This window comes from Pontiella sulfatireligans (assembly GCF_900890705.1).
GTDB classification, from domain to species: Bacteria; Verrucomicrobiota; Kiritimatiellia; order Kiritimatiellales; family Pontiellaceae; genus Pontiella; species Pontiella sulfatireligans.
This window is the reverse complement of sequence record NZ_CAAHFH010000003.1, coordinates 228,716-252,406: the sequence shown is the minus strand read 5'-3', so window position 1 is coordinate 252,406 and position 23,691 is coordinate 228,716. Positions and strand designations below refer to the sequence as shown.

Genomic DNA, 23,691 nt, shown 5'->3' with positions numbered 1-23,691 from the left:
GTGTAAATGTACGAAAAAACAATTTCAAGCAAGACGGTATTCGAAGGGCGCATCCTGAGTGTGGATGTGCTGGATGTGGAGCTGGAGGACGGACGGATGTCTGTGCGCGAGATCGTCAGGCACGGCGTGGCGGTGGCGATTGTTCCCCAGCGTCCTGACGGTCGCTTTGTGTTCATCCGCCAGTTCCGCAAGGCGATGGAGCGCGTCTGCTTCGAAGTCGTGGCCGGCAATTGCGACCCCGGCGAAGCCGAGGCTGTTTCCGCCGCGCGCGAGCTTCAGGAAGAGACGGGCTATACGGCCGAGTCCCTCGAGTTGCTTGGCTCCATCTTTCCCAGCGTCGGCTACTGCACCGAGCGCATCGATATCTATTTTGCCACCGTGGCCGAGCAGGGCGCGACCTCGTTCGATGAAGATGAAAACATTGAGACCGTCATTCTAGCCGAGGCCGAGATGGACGAAATGATCCGCAGCAACCAGATCGCCGACGCCAAAACCCTCGCCGCCTGGATGCTTTATAAAGCCAAGAAGGGCTAGCGCGGGGCTACTCGGCGGGTTGCTTCGTGGTTTTACGCAGCTCCTCTAGGGCGAGGAAGGCGGCTTTGCGCTCGCCTTCGCGCTTGCTGCCGGCCGAGGCTTTCCAGCTTTTTCCGCAGGCTTTCACTTCGACAGTAAAGATGCGGTCGTGCTCGGGGCCGGCTGTTTCGACGGTTTCGTATTCGGGAATGTCAAAATCGTGGCTTTGGGCATATTCCTGCAGGTTGCCTTTGGGATTGCTTTTTTCCGACGATTCGTCGAGCTCCTCGAGCTCGGGCAGGAAGATTTTTTTGAAGATCTTGTTCACGGCGCGCGCGCCGCCGTCGATCCACGCCGCGCCGATGATGGCTTCGACGGCGTCGGCCAAGTTGGATGCGCGTTTGGCGCCGCCGTTGAGTTTTTCGCCGCGGCCGAGCATCAGGAATTCGCCGATGCCGGCCTTTGCGCCGATTTGGGCGAGCTTGCGGTCTTGGGTGAGGCGGCTGCGCAGTTTGGACATGTCGCCTTCGCGCGCTTCGGGATTGTTTTTGAAGAGGTGTTCGGCCGCAATGAGGCTGAGGACGGCATCGCCGAGATATTCCAAGCGCTGGTTGTCGTCGGAGGAATCCTTGTCTTCATATCGGAACGACGGATGGGTGAGCGCGAGCTCCAGCAAGGCTTTCTTTTTAAAACGATAGCCGACGGCTTGTTCTAGTTTGCGGTAGGAGGCCATCATTAAAACGGTGCCGCCGTTCCGATTTTGGTGTTGATGGCGGCTTCTGCAATGGACCGGCCATCGATAAGCTTGGGCTGCAGGCGGGGGCGCCAGTGGCGCCGGCGGCTTTTTACGAGAAGCTTGTGTCCGGGCAGGAATTCCATTTTGGAAAACAGCCAGAGGAAGGGATAGGCGAAGCCGGCCAGCGAATAGAGCCGGCGGTAGCGGTAGAGCTCGCTTTGCCCGGCTTTTTCGGCAATCAGCCAGTAGTGGTCGCTCGACATGGATTTTTGAACGGCTTCTCCGAGGGTGGCGGCGGTTTCGAGCAGGCCGTTGGAATAGCTGATGGTTTCCGGCACATCGAAGCCGTCTTTGAGAATGTTGAAGAGTCCGCCGGGCGTGTAGCCGTTCCGTCGCTGTCCTTTGGCGACGGGCGAAAGGCTGAAGATGCGCTGCAGCAGTGCAACCAGGCTGAAGGGCACGCGGCGCGCTTCACTGATGATGACCCACGCATCGTTTTTCAAGACCCGGTGGCATTCGCGAATGAACGTCGCGTCTTCGGTAAAGTTTTTGAGTGCGTCAACGATAACGAGGCGGTCGAAGGAGTGGTCTTCGAACGGGAGCTGGCCGTGTTCGATGAGTGTAATAGCTTCGTTTTGGGAATAACTGATGGAGTGGGCGGCGGCTTTGTTGGGGACAGCGGTTTTCCAGCTGCCGCCTAGTGTGCGCAGGTTGGCGCTGATCACGCCGTCGCCGGCGCTGATTTCCAGACACTGGAGGTTCAGCGCTTTCCCGACAAGATTAAGGATCCGCTCCAGCTTGCGGCTGCGCCGAATGGAGCGACTGAAGAGCTTTTGCTGCCACAGCCGGATTTCCGCATCTAAGTTGTCGTCCATCTCTTGCATAAATTTGTATTGGCAATATAGGTGCGGGGTTGGCGGGTTTAAAGTCTATTCAGCCTTGAAATGCCAAGCGGGGTGGCCTCTGTGGCTTCAATGGCGGCAATCTGCCCCCGCAAAACATCGGCGGCTTCAAACTCCACAGGGATGTAGTGCTTGGAATAGCCGTGCGCCACGCCGTCCTTGACGCCTTCAACCAGCACCTCGACGGGCCGGCCGATAAACGGCTGGTGGTAGTTGAGTGCAAGGGTCTCGCCGAGCGCGTGCAAGCGCTCGCTGCGCGCCGTGGCGAGGGCGCCGTTGACCTGTCCGCCCATTTTGGCGGCCATGGTTTTCGGGCGCGGGGAATAGGTGAAAATGTGCATCTGGGAAAAGCCGACCTTCTGGCAGAACGCATAGCATTCGTCAAAATAGGCGTCGGTCTCGCCGGGGAAGCCGACGATGACGTCGGTGGTGAAGGCGGGGTTGTCGAGTGCGGCGCGTGCGCGTTGCACGGCGTCGTAGTATTCATCGGCGGTGTAGCCGCGACGCATGGCGTGCAGTATAACGTCGGAGCCGGACTGCAGCGAGAGATGCAGGTGTGGCATAATGTTCGGCGATGAGGCCCAGACTTCGAGCAGCTCGTCGGTCAGCTCACCGGGGTGCAGGCTGGACAGGCGGATGCGTCCAATGTTTGGAACCGCGGCGAGATTGCGGAGCATCTCGGCGAGGGAGGAGCCACGCTCCCGGCCGTAGAGGCCGACGCTGACGCCGGTGACGACGATTTCGCGGTAGCCGGCTTCGGTCAGGACGGTCGCCTCGCGCACAGCGACGTCTATGGCTTTGTCGCGCGGCTCTTTCCGCAACTGGGGGATGATGCAGAAGGAGCAACCAATGTCGCAGCCGTCCTGTACTTTTAAAAAGGCGCGGGTGTGGCCCTCGAAGCGCGAAATGGTGAAGGTGTCGGTTTCGATGCCTTCGCCGGCTCGGGGGTTGGGCAGGGCCAGTGAGTCGAGCTGTCCGGCGAGGCGCTGCAACCAGTCAGCGCCGGCGGGAACGCGGAAAACCGGATCCTGGTCGACATGGGTGAGATCGTCGTTGGCGGCGCATCCGGTTACAATAACGTGGGCGAGGGGGTTGTCGCGCTGCATGTTGCGGATGGTCTGGCGCGATTTCCGGGCGGCGGCGGCGGTGACCCCACAGGTGTGTACTACGATCACGTCGGCTTCATCGGTGACTTCGGCCTTGTTCAGGCCATAGCGTTCGAGCAGCTGCTCAATCTGCTGGGCATCGTATTGGTTGACTTTGCATCCAAGGACGTTGACGAGATAGGTTTCTAGTTTCATTGCATTCATAAAGGCTGTTTCTCATACGTTTTCCGTGGTTTGGAAGCAAGCAGCAATTAGGGCCGGAATGAAACGGATGTTTATATTTAATACGATTAGGATGTTTGAGTGATTTTATCCTTCAAAGATGAATTCAAAACATGCACGGTACAATACAGCAGTAATACGGGTTCTTTTATCGGGTATTGCTCGTTTGGCTTAAGGGGATGGAGCACGGAGGAGCGATGGCATTGGATAAAAAGTTAATTGCGTTGGCTGTGCTTCTCGGCATTTTGGTTGGCACGGGAGCATTCACGTTCCGCTATGCCGAAGGGCTTTCCTATTTCAGCACAGATCCGAAGGCCTGCGCCAACTGCCACATCATGACGCCGCAGTATGATTCCTGGCAAAAGTCCAGCCACCACACTGTGGCTGGCTGCGTTGATTGCCACTTGCCCCATACCTTTATTGCCAAATACATTGCGAAGGCCGAAAACGGCTACCACCACTCGAAAGGCTTCACGCTTCAGGATTTTCATGAGCCCATCATGATCAAGGGGAAGAATCAGAAAATTCTGCAGCACAACTGCGTGTCGTGCCATGAGGATATGGTGCACGGGCTTTTTAGAGGTGACATAACCAATCCAGATGCCGTCAGTTGCGTGCATTGCCATGCATCGGTCGGCCATGGGGCATTGCCAACGAGTATTGGCGGTGCGGATCGCGGAGAGAACAGGGAAGGGAATAGCCATGAATAAACGGAACAGAAAACAAGGTAGTGTAGGAATATTGATCGGGCTCATCATCGCGGTTGCCTTGGCGGTCGTGGTTGTTTTGGCGCTCTTGATGAACATTTTCGAACGCAAGGCTGAGGCCAAAGCCCCTTATGTCCGCTTGGTGGAGGTCACCGAGGATACGACCGATCCTGCCGAGTGGGGTAAAAACTGGCCTAAGCAGTATGATTCCTACAAACGCACGGCCCTTTCCACCCGCACCCGTTTCGGCGGCCATGGCGGCAGCGAAGCCCTGCCGGAAGAAAAGATTGAGCGCGACCCATGGCTCAAGCGCATGTTCCTCGGCTATGCCTTTTCCATCGACTACCGCGACCGCCGCGGACATGCCTATATGCTTTCCGACCAGGAAAGCACGGAGCGCCTAAGCAAGCCGCAGTCCGGATCCTGCATGCATTGCCATGCGGCGATTATGCCGGTCTACCGCGCTCTCGGCGACGGCGATGCGCTCGTCGGCATGAACAAAACCCACAAGATGTCGTATCAGGAGCTCAACAAAATGGTGCACGACATGGGGCACGGCCATTCCGTATCCTGCGTCGATTGCCACGATCCCGACTCCATGGCGCTGCGCGTAACACGTCCGGCATTCATTGTCGGCATACAGAAACTGGCCGAATCCGATGCGCCGGTTCCGGCTATTCCGTCGATCGATATTTGGCGGCAGGGATCCCGCAAAACCCCGTACGATCCGAACGTGGATGCCACCCGCGGTGAAATGCGCTCGTTTGCGTGTGGCCAGTGCCACGTGGAATACTACTGCTCCAGCGGCATGCCGCTCACCTTCCCGTGGGCCAATGGCTTGACGATGGATGGTGCGGAAAAAGAGTGGAACGAAACCGAAATTAAAGGCGAGCGTTTCTACGACTATAAGCACAAGGAGTCTGGTGCCGAAATCCTCAAGGCGCAGCATCCTGAGTTCGAGCTGTGGAGCCAAGGCATCCATGCCCGCAGCGGCGTGGCCTGCGCCGACTGCCATATGCCGTACATGCGTGACGGCGCTTCCAAGGTTTCTGACCACTGGGTGCGCAGCCCGCTGCTGAACGTCAACCGCGCCTGCCAGGTCTGCCACCATATTCCCGAGGCGGAAATTTTGGCGCGCGTCGATTCGATCCAGCAGAAAAACTTTGATCTGCTGCAACGCGGCGGCGCCGCGCTGATGGATCTGCTTGACGCCGTGCAGACCGCCAAGGATGCCGGGGCAACGCCTGAACAGCTTAAGCCCGCGTTGGAGCTGCAGCGCAAAGCGCAGTGGCGCTTGGACTACATCGCCGCCGAAAACTCGATGGGCTTCCATGCCCCGCAGGAAGCCGCGCGCATCCTCGGCGAAGCGGCCGACTATGCCCGCCAAGGCCAGGTTGAAGCGCTCAAGCTTCTGAAATAGCTCCTCTGGATAAAAAAAGGCCTCGCTTCTCAGCGAAGCCTCTGACAGCAATAAATTCTGGAAATTGCTCCGGAGCTTTGTTGCATGTTAGAGCATGCTGAAAAGAAAAACGCCCCGCTAAGGATACCTTTGCTCTTCTTCAAAGCGGTCCGGCTTTTTCCAGGGAAACCGGAATCTGCAGTTCAAGGGCGGCGGCATCCGCTTCATTGAACTGAGTCCTGTCGCTGACGGTCAGTAATAGCTTCGCATTGTATGATTAGCGATCCATCCTTTTAACTGATCTTTACGAAAAGGTTAGACAGAATAATTGGGTGGCAGAATGATTTTTCCTGCTTTGGGAACTCAAATCCTTCTGCCTGCATCCTTTCTTCTGGGAAGTCGCTTTGGATTGAAGGTGCAGAGATGAATCGTTTTTTTTAGGCCTGTTTTAGGCTTGGGTTAGTAAACGAGTTTTAAGTCGGTTTTGTCCTTTAGTGTGATGATCGAAGTTTTAGCTTTGGGCCCGTCGCCAATCGTGGCTTTGTAGATTCCCTTATCCGCAAGAAGGTGCTCTGTGCTCTGCTGAACATCAAGCATCGAACCAAGAAGCTGTGCCAGCCACTGATCCCGCAACTGGTGGGCTGGATATGGAAGCTGCGCTACTCCGGCTTCCCGGCTATGGAGACTTTGGCCGAGACACTCGACAACTGGAGCTCAGAGATCGTCTGCATGTGGCGGTTTACGAAAAACAACGGCATCACAGAAGGGTTCCATACGAAGATGGAAGTGATCCATCGCCGAGCGTATGGGTTCAGGAATTTTACGAATTACCGGTTGCGGGTAATCGTAATGTGTGGTTAAAGAAAATCCGCCCTCGCTCCCGTCTTTGGGGAGAGCCGGAAAAAATGGTCGGGGCGACTGGATTTGAACCAGCGGCCTCTACACCCCCAGTGTAGCGCTCTACCAGGCTGAGCCACGCCCCGAACAAAAAAATGGTGGACGATAAAGGACTTGAACCTTCGACCCCTGCCATGTCAAGGCAGTGCTCTAGCCAGCTGAGCTAATCGTCCCTAAAAAAAGTGGTGGTGGGGGATGGATTCGAACCATCGAACTCTAAGAGGGCAGATTTACAGTCTGCTGCGTTTGACCGCTTCGCTACCCCACCGTTTCCCGTAAAGGAGCGAATAACATACCCGAAAAAATTGGTTTGTCTACTGTGAATTCATGAAAAAATTGCGTTATTATGTTTTGCATATGAAGACATCATCAAAACCCATTATCTGTTGCGGATTTACGCCGTGCGTACAGCGCATTCTTGAATTCCCGAAAGTTGAAAAAGGCATTGTTAACCGAGCTTCTAAAGTCACCATCGGAATTGGTGGCAAGGGGGCTAATACGGCGCGCATGGTGAAGCAGCAAGGGGGGAGTCCGATATTGGTCGGATTTGTCGGCGGGGCAAACGGCACGCTGCTGAGGCAGATGCTCGATACGGAGGATGTTGGCTGCCGTCATGTCGTGGTGGAAGGTGAAACGCGCGTATGCCAAACGCTGGTGGAAGCGGGGAATCCGGAAACGACGGAGTTGGTGGAGGAAATGCCGCCGCTTAGCCATGATAATTGGCGGCACATGATGAAGCTGTTCGAATCATTGGAACTTACGGGCGCCATTGTTCCCGTTTCGGGGAAGCTGCCTGCCGGGGCTCCGGTCGATGCCTATGCTCAAATTTGCAGGATGGTTCATGAGCAGGGTGGGCGCGTGATTTTGGATGCGCCGGGTGAGCCGCTGTTGTTGGCGCTGGAGCACAAGCCCTTCATGGTGAAGATTAATGATGTGGAGCTGCTGCAGACGATGGGCGGCGATGATTTGCTGGGGGCGTGCAAGGAATTGATTGCCAGCGGCGCACAGGCCGTATTGATCACGCGGGGCGGACGCACGGCTTTTTTCGTGGATTCATCCCGGGCTTTTGAAATTTTTCCGCCGAAGATCGAGGCGGTGAATCCTGTGGGGAGCGGCGATGCGGTGACGGCCGGCATGGCTGTGGCATTGAACAACGGGTCGGATATTTCCGGCGCACTGACCAACGGCATGGCCTGCGGGGCGGCCAATGCGCTGAATTTGGTTTCGGGGATGCTCAAACTTGAAGACGTTGAGCGCTTGAGTGCACAAGTTCGGGTGGCGCCGCTAGGCTAGGGTGGTTAACGAATGGTGCGGCTTTTACTGTGGGGCCGGATTCCGATCCGGCGTCATGCGTGCAAAGGGGCGCCGGACCGGAATCCAGCCCCACGCAACCTAACCCAGCCGTTCGAGAATGTGCCGGGCGGCGATCTCTGCTCCGCCACGCGGCATTTGTTCCGGCGGGGCCGTTGCCTTTTCGGCCTGTTCCAGGGCGCGCCCAAGGTTTCCGGCATAAAGGTCGGTTGTCGGAATAAAGGCGTTGCGGCAATAGTGCTCGATGCTTTCCACCAGCACCGGATATTCCCGGAAGTTTTCGCGGTCGGCGTAGATGATGGGTTTGTCGTTGGCAATGCACTCGGAAACGATCCCGAAGCCGGGCTTGGTGACTACGCAATCCATTGAAGCCAGCACGTCGGCAAACGAGGCGGTAGAGCGCGAGATGGTGCGCACAACCGAGCCCGGCCATTCCAGTGGTTCCACCGCAAAAACGTCACACCTGCGCAGGTGTGACAGATTTTCCAATGCATGGGCGTCGAGGTTAAGCGTGGTGAACGAAAGCAGCACCCACTGTTTCTCTGGATCGGCGCCGGCGGCTTGGGACAGTTCGCTCCGCCGGTTGATGCCGGGCTTGGCGAGCAGCGGCAAATCAATTTGATTGGGGAAGGCCGACATGGGTTCAGCGAACGGCTGGCGCATCAGCAGGTCGGTGCGTTCATAGACGGCGCGGAACTTATCGACATAGATTTGCCAGCGCGGATCATGACCGATGAATTCGGAGTAGATCCAGTCCCATCCAAAGTTGCCGGTTGCAATGTTTGGAATGCCGGCCCGCTGCGCTGCGGCCAGCGGAATGGCAGGGATGTCGGCTACGACCACGCCCACGTTTTCCTCCTGTAGAAACGCCATCTCTTGGGCAATGAGTTCCTCTTCCCGTTTATAAAGGGTCTCGATGGCTTCGATCGAGGCTTCGAGGTCAATCTGGATCGAATCCTGTTGGATGAGGCCGACGTCGAACGCGCCGCACCGATGCTCGATGCCGTGCGTAATTCGGCTGGCGATGAAGTCGACTGGGAGATCTGTTTTGATGATGATTGAAACGTCCGGCGCGGCGGCCTGCAACGCGTTGAGGATGTCGCACGAGCGGGTTCCGTGCCCGTAGCCGTGGGCGGTGATGTAGTATGCGATCTTTTTCATGTGACAGCAATTCCGATGGCGAGGGCGAAGGTCATGGCTAGCGTGACGCCGACCTTGAGGAAGATGACGCCGAGCCGTGCCAGTACGGCGCCGGTGGCTACGTGCGCGGCGTGGCCGGCCTTTTTCATTTTGGCGTGCTCCACCAGAAAGGCGCATCCAAAGCTTCCGGCTATCATGCCGAGCAGGCTGCCGATGACCGGGACAGGAATGAAGCCGCCTAGCATCATGCCGAGAAAGCCTCCGCCGAGCGCCGCCCAGCCGGCCGCCTTGGAGCCGCCGCGCTTTTGAACGCCCCACGCGCCGGCCAGTCCTTCGATGACTTCAACGGCGATGCAAAGGAGCAGGAAAACCACGAGGGTGCCAATGCCGGGGAACGCCGGCCATCGAGACCATGCGACGAGTCCGGTTGCGCCCAGCACCACCCATGTGCCGGATAGCGACAGGCAGGAGAGCACGAAGGCAATCAGGCAGAGGAAGCCCGCCAGCGAATAGATGCCGACCGATCCGACCGAATGCCAGTCGACTTCCATGCGTCAGCCTTGCGCGCTGATCCACTGCGCGAGCAGGCGCGAACCAAACAGCGTTGCGCCGGCGTCCTGATAAGGCTTGGCTGATTCTACCCAGGCCGTGCCGGCAATGTCGATATGTGCCCAGGGAATGCCGTCGGGGACAAATTCCTGAAGGAACGCGGCCGCGGTGGCGGTGCCGGCCCCGCCGGATTTCCCGAGGTTGGAGAGGTCGGCAAAGTCGGACTTCATCTCATCGGAATAGTCCTTGTAGAGCGGCAGCTGCCAGAGTCGCTCGCCAGCTTCGGTGCCGGAAGAAACGAGTTGGTTGATCAGTTTTTGGTCGTTGCCGAGCACGGCGGAGGCGGCGGAGCCGAGGGCGACGATCACGGCGCCGGTCAGCGTGGCGAGATCGACGATGGCTGCGGGCTTCATTTCGGCGGCTAGTCCGAGGGCATCGGCCAGTACGAGGCGGCCTTCGGCATCAGTGTTAAGCACTTCAATGGTTTTGCCATTGTAGGCTTTGATGATGTCGCCGGGGCGGGTGGCCCGCGAGCCGGGCATGTTTTCGGCTGCGCCGAGGATGCCGACCACGGGCGTCTTCACGTTCATGCGGGCAATCATCTGCATGGCGGTGAGGACGGCCATGCCTCCGCATTTATCGTAGCGCATCCAGCCCATGCCTTTGCCGGGTTTGAGCGAAATGCCTCCGCTGTCGAAGGTGACGGTTTTGCCGACGAGTACGATGGGTTTGGCGGTTTTGTCGGTGCCGGCATGCTTGAGAATGATCATTTTTGCATCCTGCGCGCTGCCCTGTGCAACGGATAGGATTCCGCCGCAGCCTTTTTTTGTGAGTTCGGCTTTGCCAAGCACTTGGCAGGATAGCCCGTTGGCTTTGGCCATGGCTTTAGCCCAATCGGCGATTTTGGCCGGCGGGGCTTCGTTGCCGGGCAGGTTGGCCACGTTGGCGGTGTCGAGCAGGGCGGTGCCTTGCGCTTCGGCATTCTTGACGGCGGTGCGGTCCTTTACGGCGCCGGCAAAAACCAGTGAGGCCGCGGGCTTCTTTTTGTGGTCCGACTTGAAGGTGGAGAACTCATAGGTTCCCCAAGCGGCGCCGCGCCCGGCGAGCAGCTGGTAGTCGGCTTCGGACACGCCCGTGAGTTTGATCGTTGATGCCATGGCGAACGACTTCATGCCGGCGGCGCGTCCGGCCTTTACGGCCGCGGCCGCGGCTTGTTCGAGCAGGCCGTTGTAGAAATCCTTGTCTTCGCCGAGTCCGGCAACGATCAATCGGTTCGCCTTCATTTTTTCCGGCAGCGGGAAAACTGCGGTCTGACCGGCCTGCCCTTTGAAGGCGGCGTTTTTAACGTATGCAGCAACCAGCTTTTTCAGTGCGGCATGGCCGGAGGGCAACAGGGGGTCAGCGCCTTGGAAAAAGATGATGATGGCATCTTTTTTCTGCTCGGCCAAGGGGGAGGGGGAGATGGTGAGTTTCATGTTATTTTACTCCGTCGGGGATTTTGGCCTTCGGGTTGGCCGGCCGGTTGTTGGCGGCGAAACCGGAGAGGGCGATGGCTTCTTCAAAATTCATAGTGCGGACTTCGCTGCTTTTGTAGCTGACCGTAAAGAGGCCGTTTTCAAGGTTCCAGCTGCTGTCGACATAGCCGGGAATGCTCTTGAGGCGGCCTTGGATGTAAGCGGCCTGGGCGGGGGTTTTCAGTTCGGGTACGTGATAGTTCTGCTGCTGGATTTCCTTGCGGAAGCACCAGAACAGGAAGGTGGGTTTGGCCTCCTTCTCGGCTTTGTCGGCACAGCCTGCGCAAAGAAGGATCGATGCGGCCGCGGTAATGAGCAGTATGTTTTTCATATTAAATCTTCCGGTTTTACGTTGATTAATGCGCGGGACTATAATTCATGCATAAGCTGATATCGATAAATTTCCGTCCACTTTGGAGGCGACCGGAACCGTTCTTTGGCCAAGTAGCGGTATTGGTTTATTTCTGACACCAGTTCGGGGAAGATTTCATCGAAGAGATAGCAGAATTCGGCATAGTTTTCCTCGGCCTCCTTGAAGCGGCCCTGCTGCTGCAGGGCGAGTCCGAGGGAAATCATCGGGCCTGGGCTGTCGGGATGGGTTGCGCGGACCTTGGTGAGCAGGGCGCTGGCTGTTGCCGGATCGCCCTGCATCAACAAGATGTTGCCGGCCAGCAGGTTGGCCATTGACGCCTCGTCGGGGTAGTGCTTGATGATGTTCTGGCAGTTTTTCAACGTTTCGGTGGCGTCTTTGCTGGAATAGGCGCTGTTCATTTGCGCCTGAAGCAGGTTGAGCGGAGGGGGCTGATGCAAGAGGCTGTAGATGGTATGGACGGCGAACACGGTGAACAGCGTGACCAAAACAACGAAGAGGTCGAAGCGGTCGGTGCGCATTTTTCGGAACAGTTTGAACAGGTATCCGGTAATGCCGCCTTTGGCGTGGTAGCGGTATTGGTGGGTGGCCTGGACATTTATGATGAAGGCGGCGATGGTTGGGGCGATGCGAAGTGCTTTATGCTCCTCCAGCGAAAGGGAGTGCCACTCGACGAAGCCCTGCAGCGTTATCCGCGAAAAGTCGCTGACGAGCGTGCCGTGCGGGTCGGCGACCTTGAGCGCATCGAGCACCAGCAGCTGCTGGTGAAGCGGGAATCCTTGATTCTCTAATGAAGACTTGTGCCACGAGAGCACGTCAACCCCTCCGGGCAGCGACCCCGATTCTTTCAGTCGTTCCATGATGGCGCTGCGGTACATGTTCGACAACGGCTTCCAAAGCAAAGGTGTAAGCGAGGGGATGCCCTCCACCTTGGTGGCCACGCCACGCACAAAGGCGTTGGTGAATGCGGATTCCTCGTCGTTCCAGAATTGATCAACAAGGTTGTGCTCGAGGGCTTCGCGCTCTTCCGGGAAATAGGACGGATAGTCAGCGTAGGGCGCGGACTGCTCGCGCAGGTGGTTGAGGGCGTCGATTTCGGTGAGCAGCAGCACGGTCAAATCCACCGTGGAGAGGTCGGTTTCGTAAATTTCGGGAGTCGGGATTTCACTGCTGTTCTGCCAGCAATGCATGCCTCGGCGCTTAGGGTCGAAATGATGCAGCAGCCATTGCAGGTGGCGGCGGAGCAGGGGGATGATGGCGGAAAGAAAGTCAGGGTTTCGGCGCACGCGCCAAACGGCTTCGGCAGTTTTGGCCAGCAAGGGTTTGGGGGCTTCCAGAACGGAGTGCGCGCCGTGCGGAGAGAGGTGGACGGGTATCGCGCCGGAACTGGCCTGCGTTTTAAGCGTGCAAAGCATCAGTTCTTCTGCGGTGTGGATGTCGATGTGGCTCCAGGCCAGCGCGAGCGGATGCAGCTCGTTCGCATTGAGCGCGGGAGCCTCCGTTTCGGGCGACTGGCTCCATGCCATGGGAATAACCCCTTCGGCGGGGCGCAGGGCGCGCATCATGCATTCGGCGCTGATGGCGGCCAACGAGTCGTGGTGGGCCATGAGTTCGAACAGGCTGAACGCGCCGCTTCGGTGCTCGTATTCCTTCAGCAGCTCCTCCTCGATGTCGCGTTCGAGATAGGAGAGGGCGAGGCGTGCGGCGTCGTCGCGGATGCGCGCTTTGGTAATCAGGCAGAAGTGCCCGTTGCGCACGGCCAGCATAGCCGGCGAATCGTCATGCTCCAGCCATTGGAGGCCGTCGGCGGTGTCGGTTTCGCATTCGGTCGCCAGTACGGGATCGGGAATGCCGGCGTAGCGTCCCCAGAGCACGCCGGCTTCGGGCACGATCACTTCGGCGGCAAAAATGTTTTTACGGCGCTCTAAATAGGCGCAAAAACCGTTGAACAGCATGTTGGTGCGGCTGTTTTGAGGAACGGGAATCTGCAGGCACCACGCTGGGTTTTCCAGATTCGGCGCCACCCGCCCAACGATTTCGAGGGTTTGGAAAAAAAGCCCCGCGTTTTTTTCGTGGAATGCGGCGCCGCAGCCACGGGGCTCCAGCGTCCATTCGTTGAGCCACGGATGCGAAGGATATTTCCGGAAAATAAAAGTCATGGCAAAATAGTGTTTGCTGCGCCGGAAATCTTCAAGCGAAATTAGTGGAATGCGCCTTTAAAACAATTTTTGACAAATTACGTTGACGGAAGGCGCAAGTTTCTATTAATTCCCCTGTTTCGCCGCTATAATAGGTGAATTGTGTGCTTTTATAACCAAGGACTGCCATGGCTGTATCGAAGAAGACCCCTTCCAAGAAGAAAACCGCAACGAAAAAAATCGCGAAAGCAACTTCCAATAAAACTTCGGGAAGCAAGGCCTCCACGACGATCAATGTTTCTAAAAAAGCGGCGGATCCCGCGAAGAGAGTGCCCGTTTCTGCAAAGAAAAAGGCCCCCGCAAAGAAAAAGGCCGTGGCCAAGGCTGCACCAAAAAAGACGGCCAAGGCCGAGACCAAAGCGAAGCCAAGAAAGATGACTAAGGCTGAAGCGCAGGAGGCTCATGACAAGAAGCGGGTAGATGATACCGTCAAGGCGGTCGAAGAGGCTACCGCCGGGGGCGTTTCGCTGATGGAGCGCGAGGAACGCAACGACCGTATCAAGGAGCTCATGGCTTTGGCGGCGGATCATGGTTTTTTGACCTTCGAAGATATTAACGAAGCATTTCCGGAAGACATGGTGGTCGTCGAGGATATCGACAAGATTGTCGGGCTGCTGCAGAGCATGGAAATCGAAATCATCCGCCAGGATGATGTAGAAGAGTTTCAGGCGCGTCTTGAAAAAGAGCAGGCCGATAAGCAGAGCGCCCGCAGCGACGTGCTCGACGATCCGGTTCGCATGTACCTCAAGCAAATGGGTCAGGTGCCGCTGTTGACGCGCGAACAGGAGGTTGAAATCTCCATGCGCATCGAAGAGGCGGAAATTGCCACCACCAAAATGTTCAACCGCCTCGGCTGCGCCACCGCTGCCTATCTCGGCGTCATCACCCGCTTGGAAATGGGCAAAGAACGTTTCGACCGCATTATTTCCGATAAGCACGTTGAATGCCGCGAAGACTATTTCAACGATCTGCCCAAGGTGCTTAAGGGCATCGACCGCAACCGCGAGCTGAAGCTCAAGTATTATCTTGAATACGTCAAGGCCAAGAACGGCAGCGAAGACGAAAAGAAGGCCATGAAGCTTTTCGACAAGGCGCAGGAGCGGCTTACCGAATATTTCAAGCAGCTGCACTTTAAGCAGAAGGCCATCGAAGACATTGTTCCGGAAGTCGATAAGCACCACGGAAAAATGAAGAATTTCCTCGATGAAATCGACCGACTGAAAAAGAGCCGCGCCAAAAGCGCCGTGGCCGATCTTCGCGAGGTCCGCAAGGAGATTCGTGAGTTGGAGACCTATCTGCAGATGGAGCAGAAAGAGTTTTCCGCGCACTATGCGGATTTGCGGGTCTGGCTGCGCAAGGGATTGAAGGCCAAGACCGAGATGATCGAGGCCAACCTGCGCTTGGTGATCAGTATCGCCAAGAAATACACCAACCGCGGGCTCTCCTTCCTCGACCTGATTCAGGAAGGCAACATGGGGCTGATGAAAGCGGTGGAAAAATTTGAATACCGCCGAGGCTACAAATTCAGTACCTATGCCACCTGGTGGATCCGGCAGGCGATCACCCGTTCGATTGCCGACCAGGCGCGTACTATCCGTATTCCGGTCCACATGATCGAAACCATCAACAAGCTGATGCGCATCCAGAAGCAGCTGCTGCAGGAGTTCGGCCGCGAAGCCTCCCCGGAAGAGCTGGCCGACGAGATGGAGCTGCCCGTTGAGCGCGTGCGCGCCATCTTGAAGATTGCCCAGCAGCCGATTTCGCTGCAGAGCCCGATCGGCGACAGCGACGATACGCACTTTGGCGACTTCATCGAAGACAAGTCGGCCGAGAAGCCCGACGAAATGACCGCGTTCAGCCTGCTGAAGGAAAAGATCGGCGACGTCCTGCAAACCCTGACCGAGCGCGAGCAGGAAGTGCTGACGCTTCGTTTCGGACTGGTCGACGGCTATCCGCGCACGTTGGAGGAAGTGGGACGCAAGTTTAACGTCACTCGCGAACGCATTCGCCAGATCGAAGCGAAGGCGCTCCGCAAAATGCGCCACCCGACCCGTATCCGCAAGCTCGAGGGCTTCTTGGACGGCGAATAGCCATGAAGGGGAAAACCAGAACCATCATTAAGCGTGACGGACAGGTTGCTCCCTACGACAAAGGCCGTATCGCCAATGCGATACTCAAAGCCGCCGCCTCCTGCGGCGGCTTTGGCTTTGAAGAGGCCGAGCGTCTGGCCGGCCTAGTGGAACAGCGCACCAGCAACAGCTATGCTGCGCAGGTTCCAACGGTCGAGGATCTTCAGGACATCGTCGAAGCATTGCTGATGGAAAGCGGGCACGTCAAGACCGCCCGCGCCTACATCATCTACCGCCAAAAGCGCACCGAGGTGCGCGAGGCCAAGCGCGGCGCCATCGAGGCGACCGACAACATTCCCTACAAGCTTATTTACGAAGTGCTCCGCTGGAACATCGAGCATGGGTGCGAGTCCGTTGAAGGCATCAACCAAATCATTGCCGACGGGAACTATCCGGATTTAGTGGCCGCTTGTGAACAGCGCTATGCCGATGAATGCCGCGCCGCCGCAACGCGGCTGCTCGACCACGGCGACGACGTCCGGCTGGTCATCGTGGCCGGTCCGTCCTCTTCCGGCAAAACCACCACCACCATCAAGATGGAGGAACAGCTTTCCTTCCACGGAAAAAAGCTCAAGGCCATCAACGTCGACCACTATTTCTACGATCTTGAACAGCACCCCAAAGACGAGTTTGGCGACTACGACTATGAAACGCCGCAGGCGCTCGATATTGAGCTGATCAACGAGCATCTAGAGCAGCTTCTGGCCGGCAATGCCGTCAAAACACCGCACTACAATTTCCACACCGGCAAGCGGACGCTCGACGTCCACGAAATGCATCTGGCCGACGATGAAATCCTACTGATGGACTGCCTGCACGGCCTCTATTCAGACATGACCCGCAGCGTGCCGGATGCCCACAAGTTCCGGCTATACATTGAAACGCTCGGGCAGCTGCGCAGCGGCGGCGACGAATTCATGCGCTGGGCCGACCACCGCTTGATGCGCCGCATGATTCGCGACAGCTGGAACCGCAGCCACGATCCCATGCTGACGCTCACCCATTGGCACTATGTCCGCAAAAGCGAGCTGCAGTACATCATTCCCTTCATCGGAAACGTCGACTTTGTCGTTAATAGCGCGATGCCCTACGAATTCCCGGTGCTGAAGGACAAGTTGTTCCATTTCTTCCCCGAGGCGATCGAACGTTATCGCGATGACTTTAAGCGTCAGGATGCCTACTTGCGCGCCCAGCGCGTGATGCAGTTCCTTGCGCCTCTGCAGAGCGGGGTGGACGAGTCCCGTATTTCTTCCAACTCCCTCTTCCGCGAATTCATCGGCGGCAGCGACTACACCTATTAAACGGTTGAATCAGGTCGCTTAGGGGCTGGATCGTTTCAATTAAATATGTGGTCGCTGGGTGAATTTATGGAGGGGCAATGTCCTCATTGCCCGTCAGCGGTGTTCCCTTGTACATCATGCTGTATTGGCTGTATTTTTTTGTTCATGGATGACAGGGCCGTTGTCGCATGCTATTGAAGTTTCATTATCTCACCGAATGGGTGCTGCGTATGTGAGATAGTTTGTTGAAGGGAGTTTTAGTGAGGTTGTTTGATGGCGAATTATGAACCAGTTAAGTTGTTTCTTTCTGGATGGGTGCTTGTATGGGCCGGTCTTTCCTATGCGGAGCCGGTGGATCCCCGAAGGCCCGATCTGGTGCCGGAACGTATAGAAAACGACGTGACTTTGAGACACTGGCTTCCTGCGCGTATTCAGCAACTGGAAGAAGAGCAAAAACTACTGTTGAAAGAGATCTCGCGTTTGCCTCAGCATGCGCCCCGGCCGCTGTCCGATCATATGGGGTATCATTCCCTGCCATTGGATGAGGCGGAGCACGACGGTGAGTCAATCAGTCAGATTGACGTTCAATTTCGATTTGATCCCGAACTGGGCGCAATTGCATTGGTGCCGGCTTTTGTTCCTGGGAAAACGGGAAGTTATGCGTTCCCGAAACGATTTAAGATCGAAGTGGTCGACCGTGGGGCCGGATGGGTAGGCGGTCCAGAAGGGAAGTGGGTTGTTTCATCGCCTCCGTATGAATGGGTTGAAGTGGTCAACTGGATGGATGAGGATTTTCCGGATCCCGGACCGTATCCTGTATTCTTTTTTATTGGGGATATCGGGGTCTATCAACTTCGGATGACTATGCTGCCGGAGGGGGCAGGTGCTTCCTTCCATGCGCTGGGAGAAATCTATCTGTTCCGAGATCCGGAGAACACGGATCGGCTTGGCGATAATATGATGGGCTGGGATACGGTGTTGCTTGGCACAACGAACTCATTGTCGAAAATTCCATTGTGGGATGTAAGCTATCTGAATGATGGTGTTTCGGGATTGGGGATGCCGTTGAGTGAAGAGGTTTCCGAAGTAGAAGATTTCATGGTGTCTTGGGATGGTGAAGATTTTTGCGGGGATCCGGTGCAGGTCGTGTTGGATCTGGGTCAGGTGCAACGCATTGGCCGTGTGCAGCTTTGGCCGGCTCAAGCGCCGAATGGAATGGCTATACCTCAGTTTGGGTTTCCGGGAATGGTTTCTGTTGAGATTTCGAATCATCCGGATTTTAACGAGGCACAACGGTTTGAGGCTAGCAGTGTGCGGGGACGTTTGCATAACGATAATCTGCTGAACGTCATTACCAGAGGGGAAAAAGCGCGCTATATACGCCTTACCCTTGATGACCTTGGCACATATAAGGGAAAAAAGATTTTGGGTTTGGGCGAGATCCGGGTATCGGAATATGACGAGGTCTGGTCGCTCAACTGTGCCGTATCAGCGTCGGGAATCCCGCAGGCGGGAATGGAACAGTTGCCGCGTTTGGTCGATGGGTTCAGCCGGAAGCGCCGTATTCTTCGCGAAGTGGAATGGATTAAAGGTCTGGCTCTGCGCAGGCCGCTCGATAGACGGTTGGCCGTGGTAGAGCAGAAATTGGAGCTGGCGCGGGACGCTTGGAGTGGACTCAAATTCCGGGCGAGCATTTGGGGGGGCGGATTAATCGGTGTTGGATTGCTCGGTGCGATGGGCTTGCAGCGCCTGCAGCGTCGGAAGGTGCTTAAAAAACTGAAGAACCGCATCACGCGTGATCTCCACGATGAGGTCGGCAGCAGTTTAGGCGGCATTACCCTGGCGGCTAGACGCATGGAGGATGCCGGCGCAACTCCATCGGATCTTTCCGAACTCTCTTTGATGGCCCGCGAGGCTTCTGCTTCGTTAAAAGATGTGGTCTGGGTTATTGATCAAGTCACAATCCGCCTGCCGGAATTGCTGAAAAAACTTACCGAGCGTGCAGAGCGTGTGCTTAGCGGGATAGAGTTGATTGTGGATCTGCCCGCGAGCTGCCCGAACCGTGAGGTTCCTCTACCCTTTAAGCGTCATCTACTCATGTTTTTCAAGGAGGCCGTGCATAATTGCGCTCGGCACTCCGGAGCGACGGAGGTACAGCTTCGCATATCGGTAAACAATGAAATCCTAACGCTCAGCCTGGAGGACAACGGCTGCGGCTTTGACCGCAAAGAAAACCGCGAGGGTTGGGGCGTCGACAGCATGGGAAAACGGGCGGCGGAACTGGGCGGGAAAATGGATTTGCAAACAGAACCTGGAAAAGGGACAACGGTAGCGCTGACCGTGCCGTTGAGCGCCTTGCTGATCCGAACGGATCATACATACCAAACCTCCAACTGAGGTTGCTTTGCAACTTCAGTTGAAACCGATGAATAACGAACAGGGAATAATGAATGCAGAATGCCAGACTTCATGATTCGAAGTTTCTTATTCGATATTCGGAGTTCTGAACGGAGTGAAGATGATACCGATCAATATATGGCTTGTAGAAGATGATGCCAGTTATCGACGTAACCTGCGCATGTCGCTTGAGCTGGAAAAACACATTTCCGTGAGTTGCGTGTTCCCTTCGTGCATTGAGTTTTTCGAGGCATTAAAGACAGAGGATGCGCCGGATATCGTACTGATGGATCTGGGATTGCCCGGCATGAGCGGACTCGAAGCGATACGCAAACTCGCCCAAGTAGCCCCGGACATTGCGGTTATGGTGCTGACCGTATTCAAGGACAAGGGAAAGGTGCTCGAGGCGTTGGATGCGGGTGCGGCGGGATACTTGTTGAAGGAGTCCGACGGCCCCGAAATCGTTAAGGGTTTGCAGGAGGTTTTGGTGGGCGGTTCCGCATTGAGTCCCGCCGTTGCAAAGATCGTGGTGGAACAGCTTCGTAAACCGGCGCCCACCGAAGAGTTCAACCTGTCCGGCCGCGAAATCGAAGTTCTCGAAAAACTGGCAGAAGGGTTGGCGGTCAAGGAAATCGCCGACGTGCTGAACATCAGTGTCGGCACCACTGGCTTCCATCTCACCAATATCTACAAAAAGCTTCACGTACAGTCCCAAACCGGCGCCGTCGCCAAAGCGTTGCGTTCCGGAATTATTTAATTCTTTGGTTGTCCGAAAGTCGAAAGGTCGAATGTCCTAGGTCTGTGGATTCCGCACGGAAAAGCCTTTCGACTTTTCGACCTGCGACTTTTGACCGGTCTTTCACACCTAGAGATTCCTCCAGTAGACGGCGTGCCCTCGAATTGGGACAATACCCTCTCAATTAGGAATATATAGCCGTGAAACCAATGAATATATGGATTGTTGAAGATGACGCCGGTTACCGCCGTAACCTGCGGGCCTCGCTTGAACTCGAAGATCAGGTTGACGTAGGACGCGTGTTTCCTGCGTGCTCGGAATTTTTTGAGGCATTGGCTTCTGAGGCTTCACCGGATGTGGTGCTGATGGATCTGGGTTTGCCCGGCATGAGCGGGGTTGAGGCCATCCGGAAGCTGTCCAGAATCGCCCCCAAGGTTGCCGTGATGGTTCTGACCGTTTTTAAGGAGAAGGAAAAGGTCGCGGCAGCGTTGAAGGCGGGAGCCTCAGGTTATCTGTTGAAGGAGTCCGATGGCCCCGAAATCGTACAAGGTTTGCGAGAGGTTTTTGCGGATGATTTGAGTCCAGCCGTCGCCTGATCGAGGGTATCTGGTTTTTACAATCAACCTAGAGGGAGCAGTCTCGATGACGCAAAGCAAACTTTGGATGGTGATTGCCTTATCACTAGTATTCTTGACGTCGGCTCAGTCCGCAACATATGTGGTTGATGTGAATGCCGATGTGAATTCCGATGTGGAGGAGCACGATGTCATAAATAGGTCGATTGGCTCCGGTCTTCCTAATGTTGTTATGATCATGGCGGACGATTGGGGATGGTCGGACATCGCGGCCTATAGGCGTTGTCAGGGGTTGAACGATCCTATTCCGACTCCAAACCTTGACCGGATGGTGGAGCAGGGCATTATGTTTACGGATGCGCATTCTCCGGCGGCGTTGTGCGCCCCGACGCGCTTTTCGATGATGACGGGATCGAACCCCTACCGCAACGGGGTGCAGTGGGGCACGTGGGGGTTCACGGCAACGAGCGCGTTTTCCAATGGGCGAAAGCATGTAACGGTGGGGGAAATTGCAAAGACTGCGGGTTATCGAACCGCCTTTTTCGGCAAAATGCATTTTGGCGGCGGTGCCGAGGATTATGAATCCGTCATGCCGAATTTTCCGACCACCTACGGGTTCGACTACACTTTCTGCACACATGGCGGCATCCAGAATGCTCCCTATCTGTATTTTGAAAACGACCGTTTCGTGAAAATCGATCCCGCCGACCCGCTGAACCCGTCTTTGCCCGGAATGAATTCCGATCTGATGGATTGGGCGGTCGGGAGCCATCCCGGCGTGAACGGTACGGGCGTTATCCAGGATTTTGCCGACACGCTCGGCGACGTAAACTGGAACTCCAGCCAGAACGGAATCATCAACTCGAAGAAGGCGGCGACTTTCATTGGCGATCACGTGGCGAACCATCCGGACACGCCGTTCATGATGTACTATTGCTCGCCACAGGTGCATCTGCCTCACACCCCGCCCATCGATTTTGAACCGAACGCGGATGGAACGCCGGGCACGCCGCCGAATGTGCCCGTGGCCGGGGCGACGGGCGGCTCGAATATTGCCGACATCATCTACGAGCTCGATCTGCAGGTGGGTCGCATCCTGAACAGTTTGGATGATCCGAACGGTGACGGCAACTTTTCGGACAGCATTCTGACCAATACGCTGGTCATGTTTACTTCGGACAATGGGGGGCTGGGAACTGACCGCGGCTTGCCGGACTATGATTCAACGGGGGCTTTGCGCGGCTGGAAGGCTCAGATGGAGGAGGGCGGGTACCGTGTTCCGTTTGTGGCGATGTGGCTGGGCATGATCGAAACTAATTCCGTGAGCGACCAGCTCATCTGCGGCCACGACTGGGTGGGGGTGATGTATGCGTTGACCACCAACAGCATGCCCGCTGATCAGGCAATGGATTGCGCGAATATTCTGCCTATTCTTCTCGGTGAACAGGATGAAAACGTCCCCGTCCACGATTTCATGATTCACCAGAGCCAGAACTCCAAAGTGTATCCCTACGCCATCCGGCAGGGTGATTTCGTGATGTTCTTCGATCAGGCCAAAGGCGGAGGCCCACTCTATAATCTTGCGGACGATCTCGGCCAATCCACCAATCTGCTGGAAGGGGTTCCATTGCCGGAACACGTTGCGCTGAGCAATGAGCTTCACTCGCTCTACCTTCAGCATGATCAGAAGAATGATCCCCGAACCACCACCGCCTATGTTGCCCCCGATGTACATCCGCCCTTGCCGAACCCTGCCGGGTTTGCAGTCGTGCCCAGAGCGATTGGTTCTTCAACGATTTCCATGACCTCCCATTCTGGAGCAGATTTCAGCGAGCCGGTGGAGTATCGGTTCGCGGAATACAGCGGTCATGAAGGCGGCTCGTCGTCGGATTGGCAACTGTCGCCGGTTTTTATCGATGACAAGCTGTTGCCCGGCCTGACCTATTCCTATTCCGTGCAAATGCGTGATGCACTCGGTTATACGGGGATGGTCAGTTCCGTTCTAGATGCCGCCACGGGAACCAATAATGCTTTGTTGTTTGATGATTTTGAAACATCAATCGATGCTGGAGATATTGAAAATGCTCCGTATGCCTTCGGGGTTTGGCACCATCAGGCCACCATAAACTGGGCCAGAGACGAGTCGGCTAATGATACGTCAGTCCACATCGGGGACTATGGAGAGCTTCAGGGAAAGGAGCTACGCATTGGATGGGGCTACGATGAGGTGGTAACTGTTTGTTCAACCACAACATCGATCGATACCAACCGAATCTATACGTTGTCGGGCAACTGGGAAATGGACAGTACACCATTCCTGTCTTTGGGCTTCATTGCCGGGCTGGCTGAAATCGATGCCGTGGATGGTTCCATTGTGCAGCGTTTAACCCCTGATAGTCTGGTTTTCGGCGACACCAACGCGCCGGCGCAAGGCGATACGGGCACCTTTAGCCTGACGCTTTCTCCTGCTGATATGGCTGCGGCGGGCATCACTTCGGGGAACCGCATCGGCGTCTTTTTCCATCACGACGATGATGGCGTTTTATATAGCGAGCACGATTCGGAAAAGGGCGATGTCTATCTGGTGGACGATGTGTTGCTCTCTACCGACATTGACGGGATGTTTGGCCAGTGGATGATCAACTATGAGGTGGCCGGTAAAACCGTCGATCCGGATGGTGACGGTATGGACAATCTGCACGAGTTTGCTTTCGGCGGAAATCCAACCAATCCGGGCGTGATCGGCCATCTTCCAGCCTTCTTTCCCACAGGAGCCTTGGCGGAGGAGCGGGAAATTTTGGAATACATCTATCCACGTCGCAGGCATTCGGGGTTGGTTTATGCGGTCGAAACCAGCTCCAATCTAACTTCCAACGATTGGGTAAACAGCGGGTACACAGAACTGCCGGTGGCCGGAAACATCGATGCCGATTTCGAAGCCGTAACCAATGAAGTGCCAACCACCAACAGCCAGGTCTTCATCCGCCTGATGGTTGGGGAGTAGGATGGT

Annotated in this window: 20 protein-coding genes and 3 tRNA genes; 11 read left to right on the top strand and 12 right to left on the bottom strand. The window is 56.2% G+C overall.

From position 1 onward, the window contains the following. Positions 1-6 precede the first annotated feature (6 nt). A complete protein-coding gene (locus SCARR_RS25485; protein WP_136065148.1) occupies positions 7-534 on the top strand; it encodes an NUDIX domain-containing protein in 528 nt (175 codons plus the stop codon). A 7-nt stretch (positions 535-541) separates the two neighbouring features. Here SCARR_RS25485 and rnc read toward each other — a convergent pair whose 3' ends face one another. Genes rnc through mtaB form a run of 3 tightly spaced genes read right to left on the bottom strand, consistent with a single transcriptional unit; the run spans position 542 to position 3,461 of the window. Next, positions 542-1,249 carry a ribonuclease III gene (gene rnc, locus SCARR_RS25480; RefSeq protein ID WP_136065146.1) on the bottom strand — a complete coding sequence of 236 codons (708 nt, stop codon included), beginning with the start codon at positions 1,247-1,249 and terminating at the stop codon, positions 542-544. Further along, complete coding sequence (locus tag SCARR_RS25475; RefSeq protein ID WP_168433616.1) at positions 1,249-2,124, bottom strand: class I SAM-dependent methyltransferase; 876 nt, start codon at positions 2,122-2,124, stop codon at positions 1,249-1,251. The genes rnc and SCARR_RS25475 overlap by 1 nt, the downstream gene beginning before the upstream one ends. 47 nt (positions 2,125-2,171) lie before the next feature. Next, positions 2,172-3,461 carry a tRNA (N(6)-L-threonylcarbamoyladenosine(37)-C(2))-methylthiotransferase MtaB gene (mtaB, locus tag SCARR_RS25470; protein WP_136065142.1) on the bottom strand — a complete coding sequence of 430 codons (1,290 nt, stop codon included), beginning with the start codon at positions 3,459-3,461 and terminating at the stop codon, positions 2,172-2,174. Positions 3,462-3,682: 221 nt separating this feature from the next. Here mtaB and nrfH point away from each other — a divergent pair, with 221 nt between their 5' ends. From nrfH to SCARR_RS28725, 3 genes are all read left to right on the top strand, one after another. Further along, entirely contained in the window at positions 3,683-4,189 is a 507-nt protein-coding gene (gene nrfH, locus SCARR_RS25465) for a cytochrome c nitrite reductase small subunit (protein WP_222846465.1), read from the top strand. Beyond that, positions 4,182-5,606, top strand: a complete 1,425-nt coding sequence (locus SCARR_RS25460; protein WP_136065138.1) for an ammonia-forming cytochrome c nitrite reductase subunit c552 — start codon at positions 4,182-4,184, stop codon at positions 5,604-5,606. The genes nrfH and SCARR_RS25460 overlap by 8 nt, the downstream gene beginning before the upstream one ends. Positions 5,607-6,152: 546 nt before the next feature. Continuing rightward, positions 6,153-6,446, top strand: coding sequence for a transposase (locus tag SCARR_RS28725; RefSeq protein ID WP_222846464.1), 294 nt, complete (start codon positions 6,153-6,155; stop codon positions 6,444-6,446). 45 nt (positions 6,447-6,491) lie between these two features. Here the strand turns inward: SCARR_RS28725 and SCARR_RS25450 are convergent. The 3 genes from SCARR_RS25450 to SCARR_RS25440 form a co-directional block, all read right to left on the bottom strand. Further along, positions 6,492-6,568: transfer RNA gene (locus SCARR_RS25450), tRNA-Pro, on the bottom strand. A gap of 10 nt (positions 6,569-6,578) precedes the next feature. Next, positions 6,579-6,655 (bottom strand) — tRNA-Val (locus tag SCARR_RS25445). A 10-nt stretch (positions 6,656-6,665) separates the two neighbouring features. Continuing rightward, positions 6,666-6,750 (bottom strand) — tRNA-Tyr (locus SCARR_RS25440). Positions 6,751-6,839: 89 nt separating this feature from the next. Between SCARR_RS25440 and SCARR_RS25435 the strand changes: the two genes are divergently transcribed. Further along, positions 6,840-7,775, top strand: coding sequence for a 1-phosphofructokinase family hexose kinase (locus SCARR_RS25435; RefSeq protein ID WP_168433615.1), 936 nt, complete (start codon positions 6,840-6,842; stop codon positions 7,773-7,775). A 99-nt stretch (positions 7,776-7,874) separates the two neighbouring features. Here the strand turns inward: SCARR_RS25435 and SCARR_RS25430 are convergent, their stop codons facing one another. From SCARR_RS25430 to SCARR_RS28720, 6 genes are read right to left on the bottom strand one after another with little or no spacing between them, the layout of a single operon-like run. Continuing rightward, on the bottom strand, positions 7,875-8,954 hold the full coding sequence (locus tag SCARR_RS25430; RefSeq protein WP_136065132.1) for a hypothetical protein: 1,080 nt from the start codon (positions 8,952-8,954) through the stop codon (positions 7,875-7,877). Then, positions 8,951-9,484: a DUF456 domain-containing protein gene (locus SCARR_RS25425; RefSeq protein WP_136065130.1), complete on the bottom strand. Its 534-nt coding sequence runs from the start codon at positions 9,482-9,484 to the stop codon at positions 8,951-8,953. Before SCARR_RS25425 ends, SCARR_RS25430 begins: the two co-directional genes overlap by 4 nt. Positions 9,485-9,487: 3 nt before the next feature. Further along, positions 9,488-10,957 carry a leucyl aminopeptidase family protein gene (locus SCARR_RS25420; RefSeq protein ID WP_136065128.1) on the bottom strand — a complete coding sequence of 490 codons (1,470 nt, stop codon included), beginning with the start codon at positions 10,955-10,957 and terminating at the stop codon, positions 9,488-9,490. Between the two features lies 1 nt (position 10,958). Then, positions 10,959-11,327 carry a hypothetical protein gene (locus tag SCARR_RS25415; protein WP_136065126.1) on the bottom strand — a complete coding sequence of 123 codons (369 nt, stop codon included), beginning with the start codon at positions 11,325-11,327 and terminating at the stop codon, positions 10,959-10,961. A 38-nt stretch (positions 11,328-11,365) separates the two neighbouring features. After that, positions 11,366-13,525 (bottom strand): tetratricopeptide repeat protein, encoded by a 2,160-nt coding sequence (locus tag SCARR_RS25410; RefSeq protein WP_136065124.1) that lies wholly within the window; start codon positions 13,523-13,525, stop codon positions 11,366-11,368. 31 nt (positions 13,526-13,556) lie between these two features. Continuing rightward, a complete protein-coding gene (locus tag SCARR_RS28720; protein ID WP_222846463.1) occupies positions 13,557-13,910 on the bottom strand; it encodes a hypothetical protein in 354 nt (117 codons plus the stop codon). Between the two features lie 28 nt (positions 13,911-13,938). On the opposite strand from SCARR_RS28720, the gene rpoD reads away from it, so the two are divergent. The 6 genes from rpoD to SCARR_RS25380 all read left to right on the top strand — a co-directional run bounded on the left by rpoD (position 13,939) and on the right by SCARR_RS25380 (position 23,685). Further along, positions 13,939-15,654: an RNA polymerase sigma factor RpoD gene (rpoD, locus tag SCARR_RS29415; RefSeq protein WP_222846462.1), complete on the top strand. Its 1,716-nt coding sequence runs from the start codon at positions 13,939-13,941 to the stop codon at positions 15,652-15,654. 2 nt (positions 15,655-15,656) lie between these two features. Continuing rightward, a complete protein-coding gene (locus SCARR_RS25400) occupies positions 15,657-16,994 on the top strand; it encodes a uridine kinase family protein (RefSeq protein ID WP_136065120.1) in 1,338 nt (445 codons plus the stop codon). A 252-nt stretch (positions 16,995-17,246) separates the two neighbouring features. Beyond that, a complete protein-coding gene (locus SCARR_RS25395) occupies positions 17,247-19,370 on the top strand; it encodes a sensor histidine kinase (RefSeq protein WP_136065118.1) in 2,124 nt (707 codons plus the stop codon). Between the two features lie 121 nt (positions 19,371-19,491). After that, the gene (locus SCARR_RS25390) at positions 19,492-20,127 is read left to right on the top strand and encodes a response regulator (protein WP_136065116.1); all 636 of its coding nucleotides are present in this window, start codon (positions 19,492-19,494) and stop codon (positions 20,125-20,127) included. Between the two features lie 188 nt (positions 20,128-20,315). Next, entirely contained in the window at positions 20,316-20,702 is a 387-nt protein-coding gene (locus SCARR_RS25385) for a response regulator (protein ID WP_136065114.1), read from the top strand. Positions 20,703-20,748: 46 nt separating this feature from the next. Continuing rightward, positions 20,749-23,685, top strand: coding sequence for a sulfatase-like hydrolase/transferase (locus tag SCARR_RS25380; RefSeq protein WP_136065112.1), 2,937 nt, complete (start codon positions 20,749-20,751; stop codon positions 23,683-23,685). Positions 23,686-23,691 lie beyond the last annotated feature (6 nt).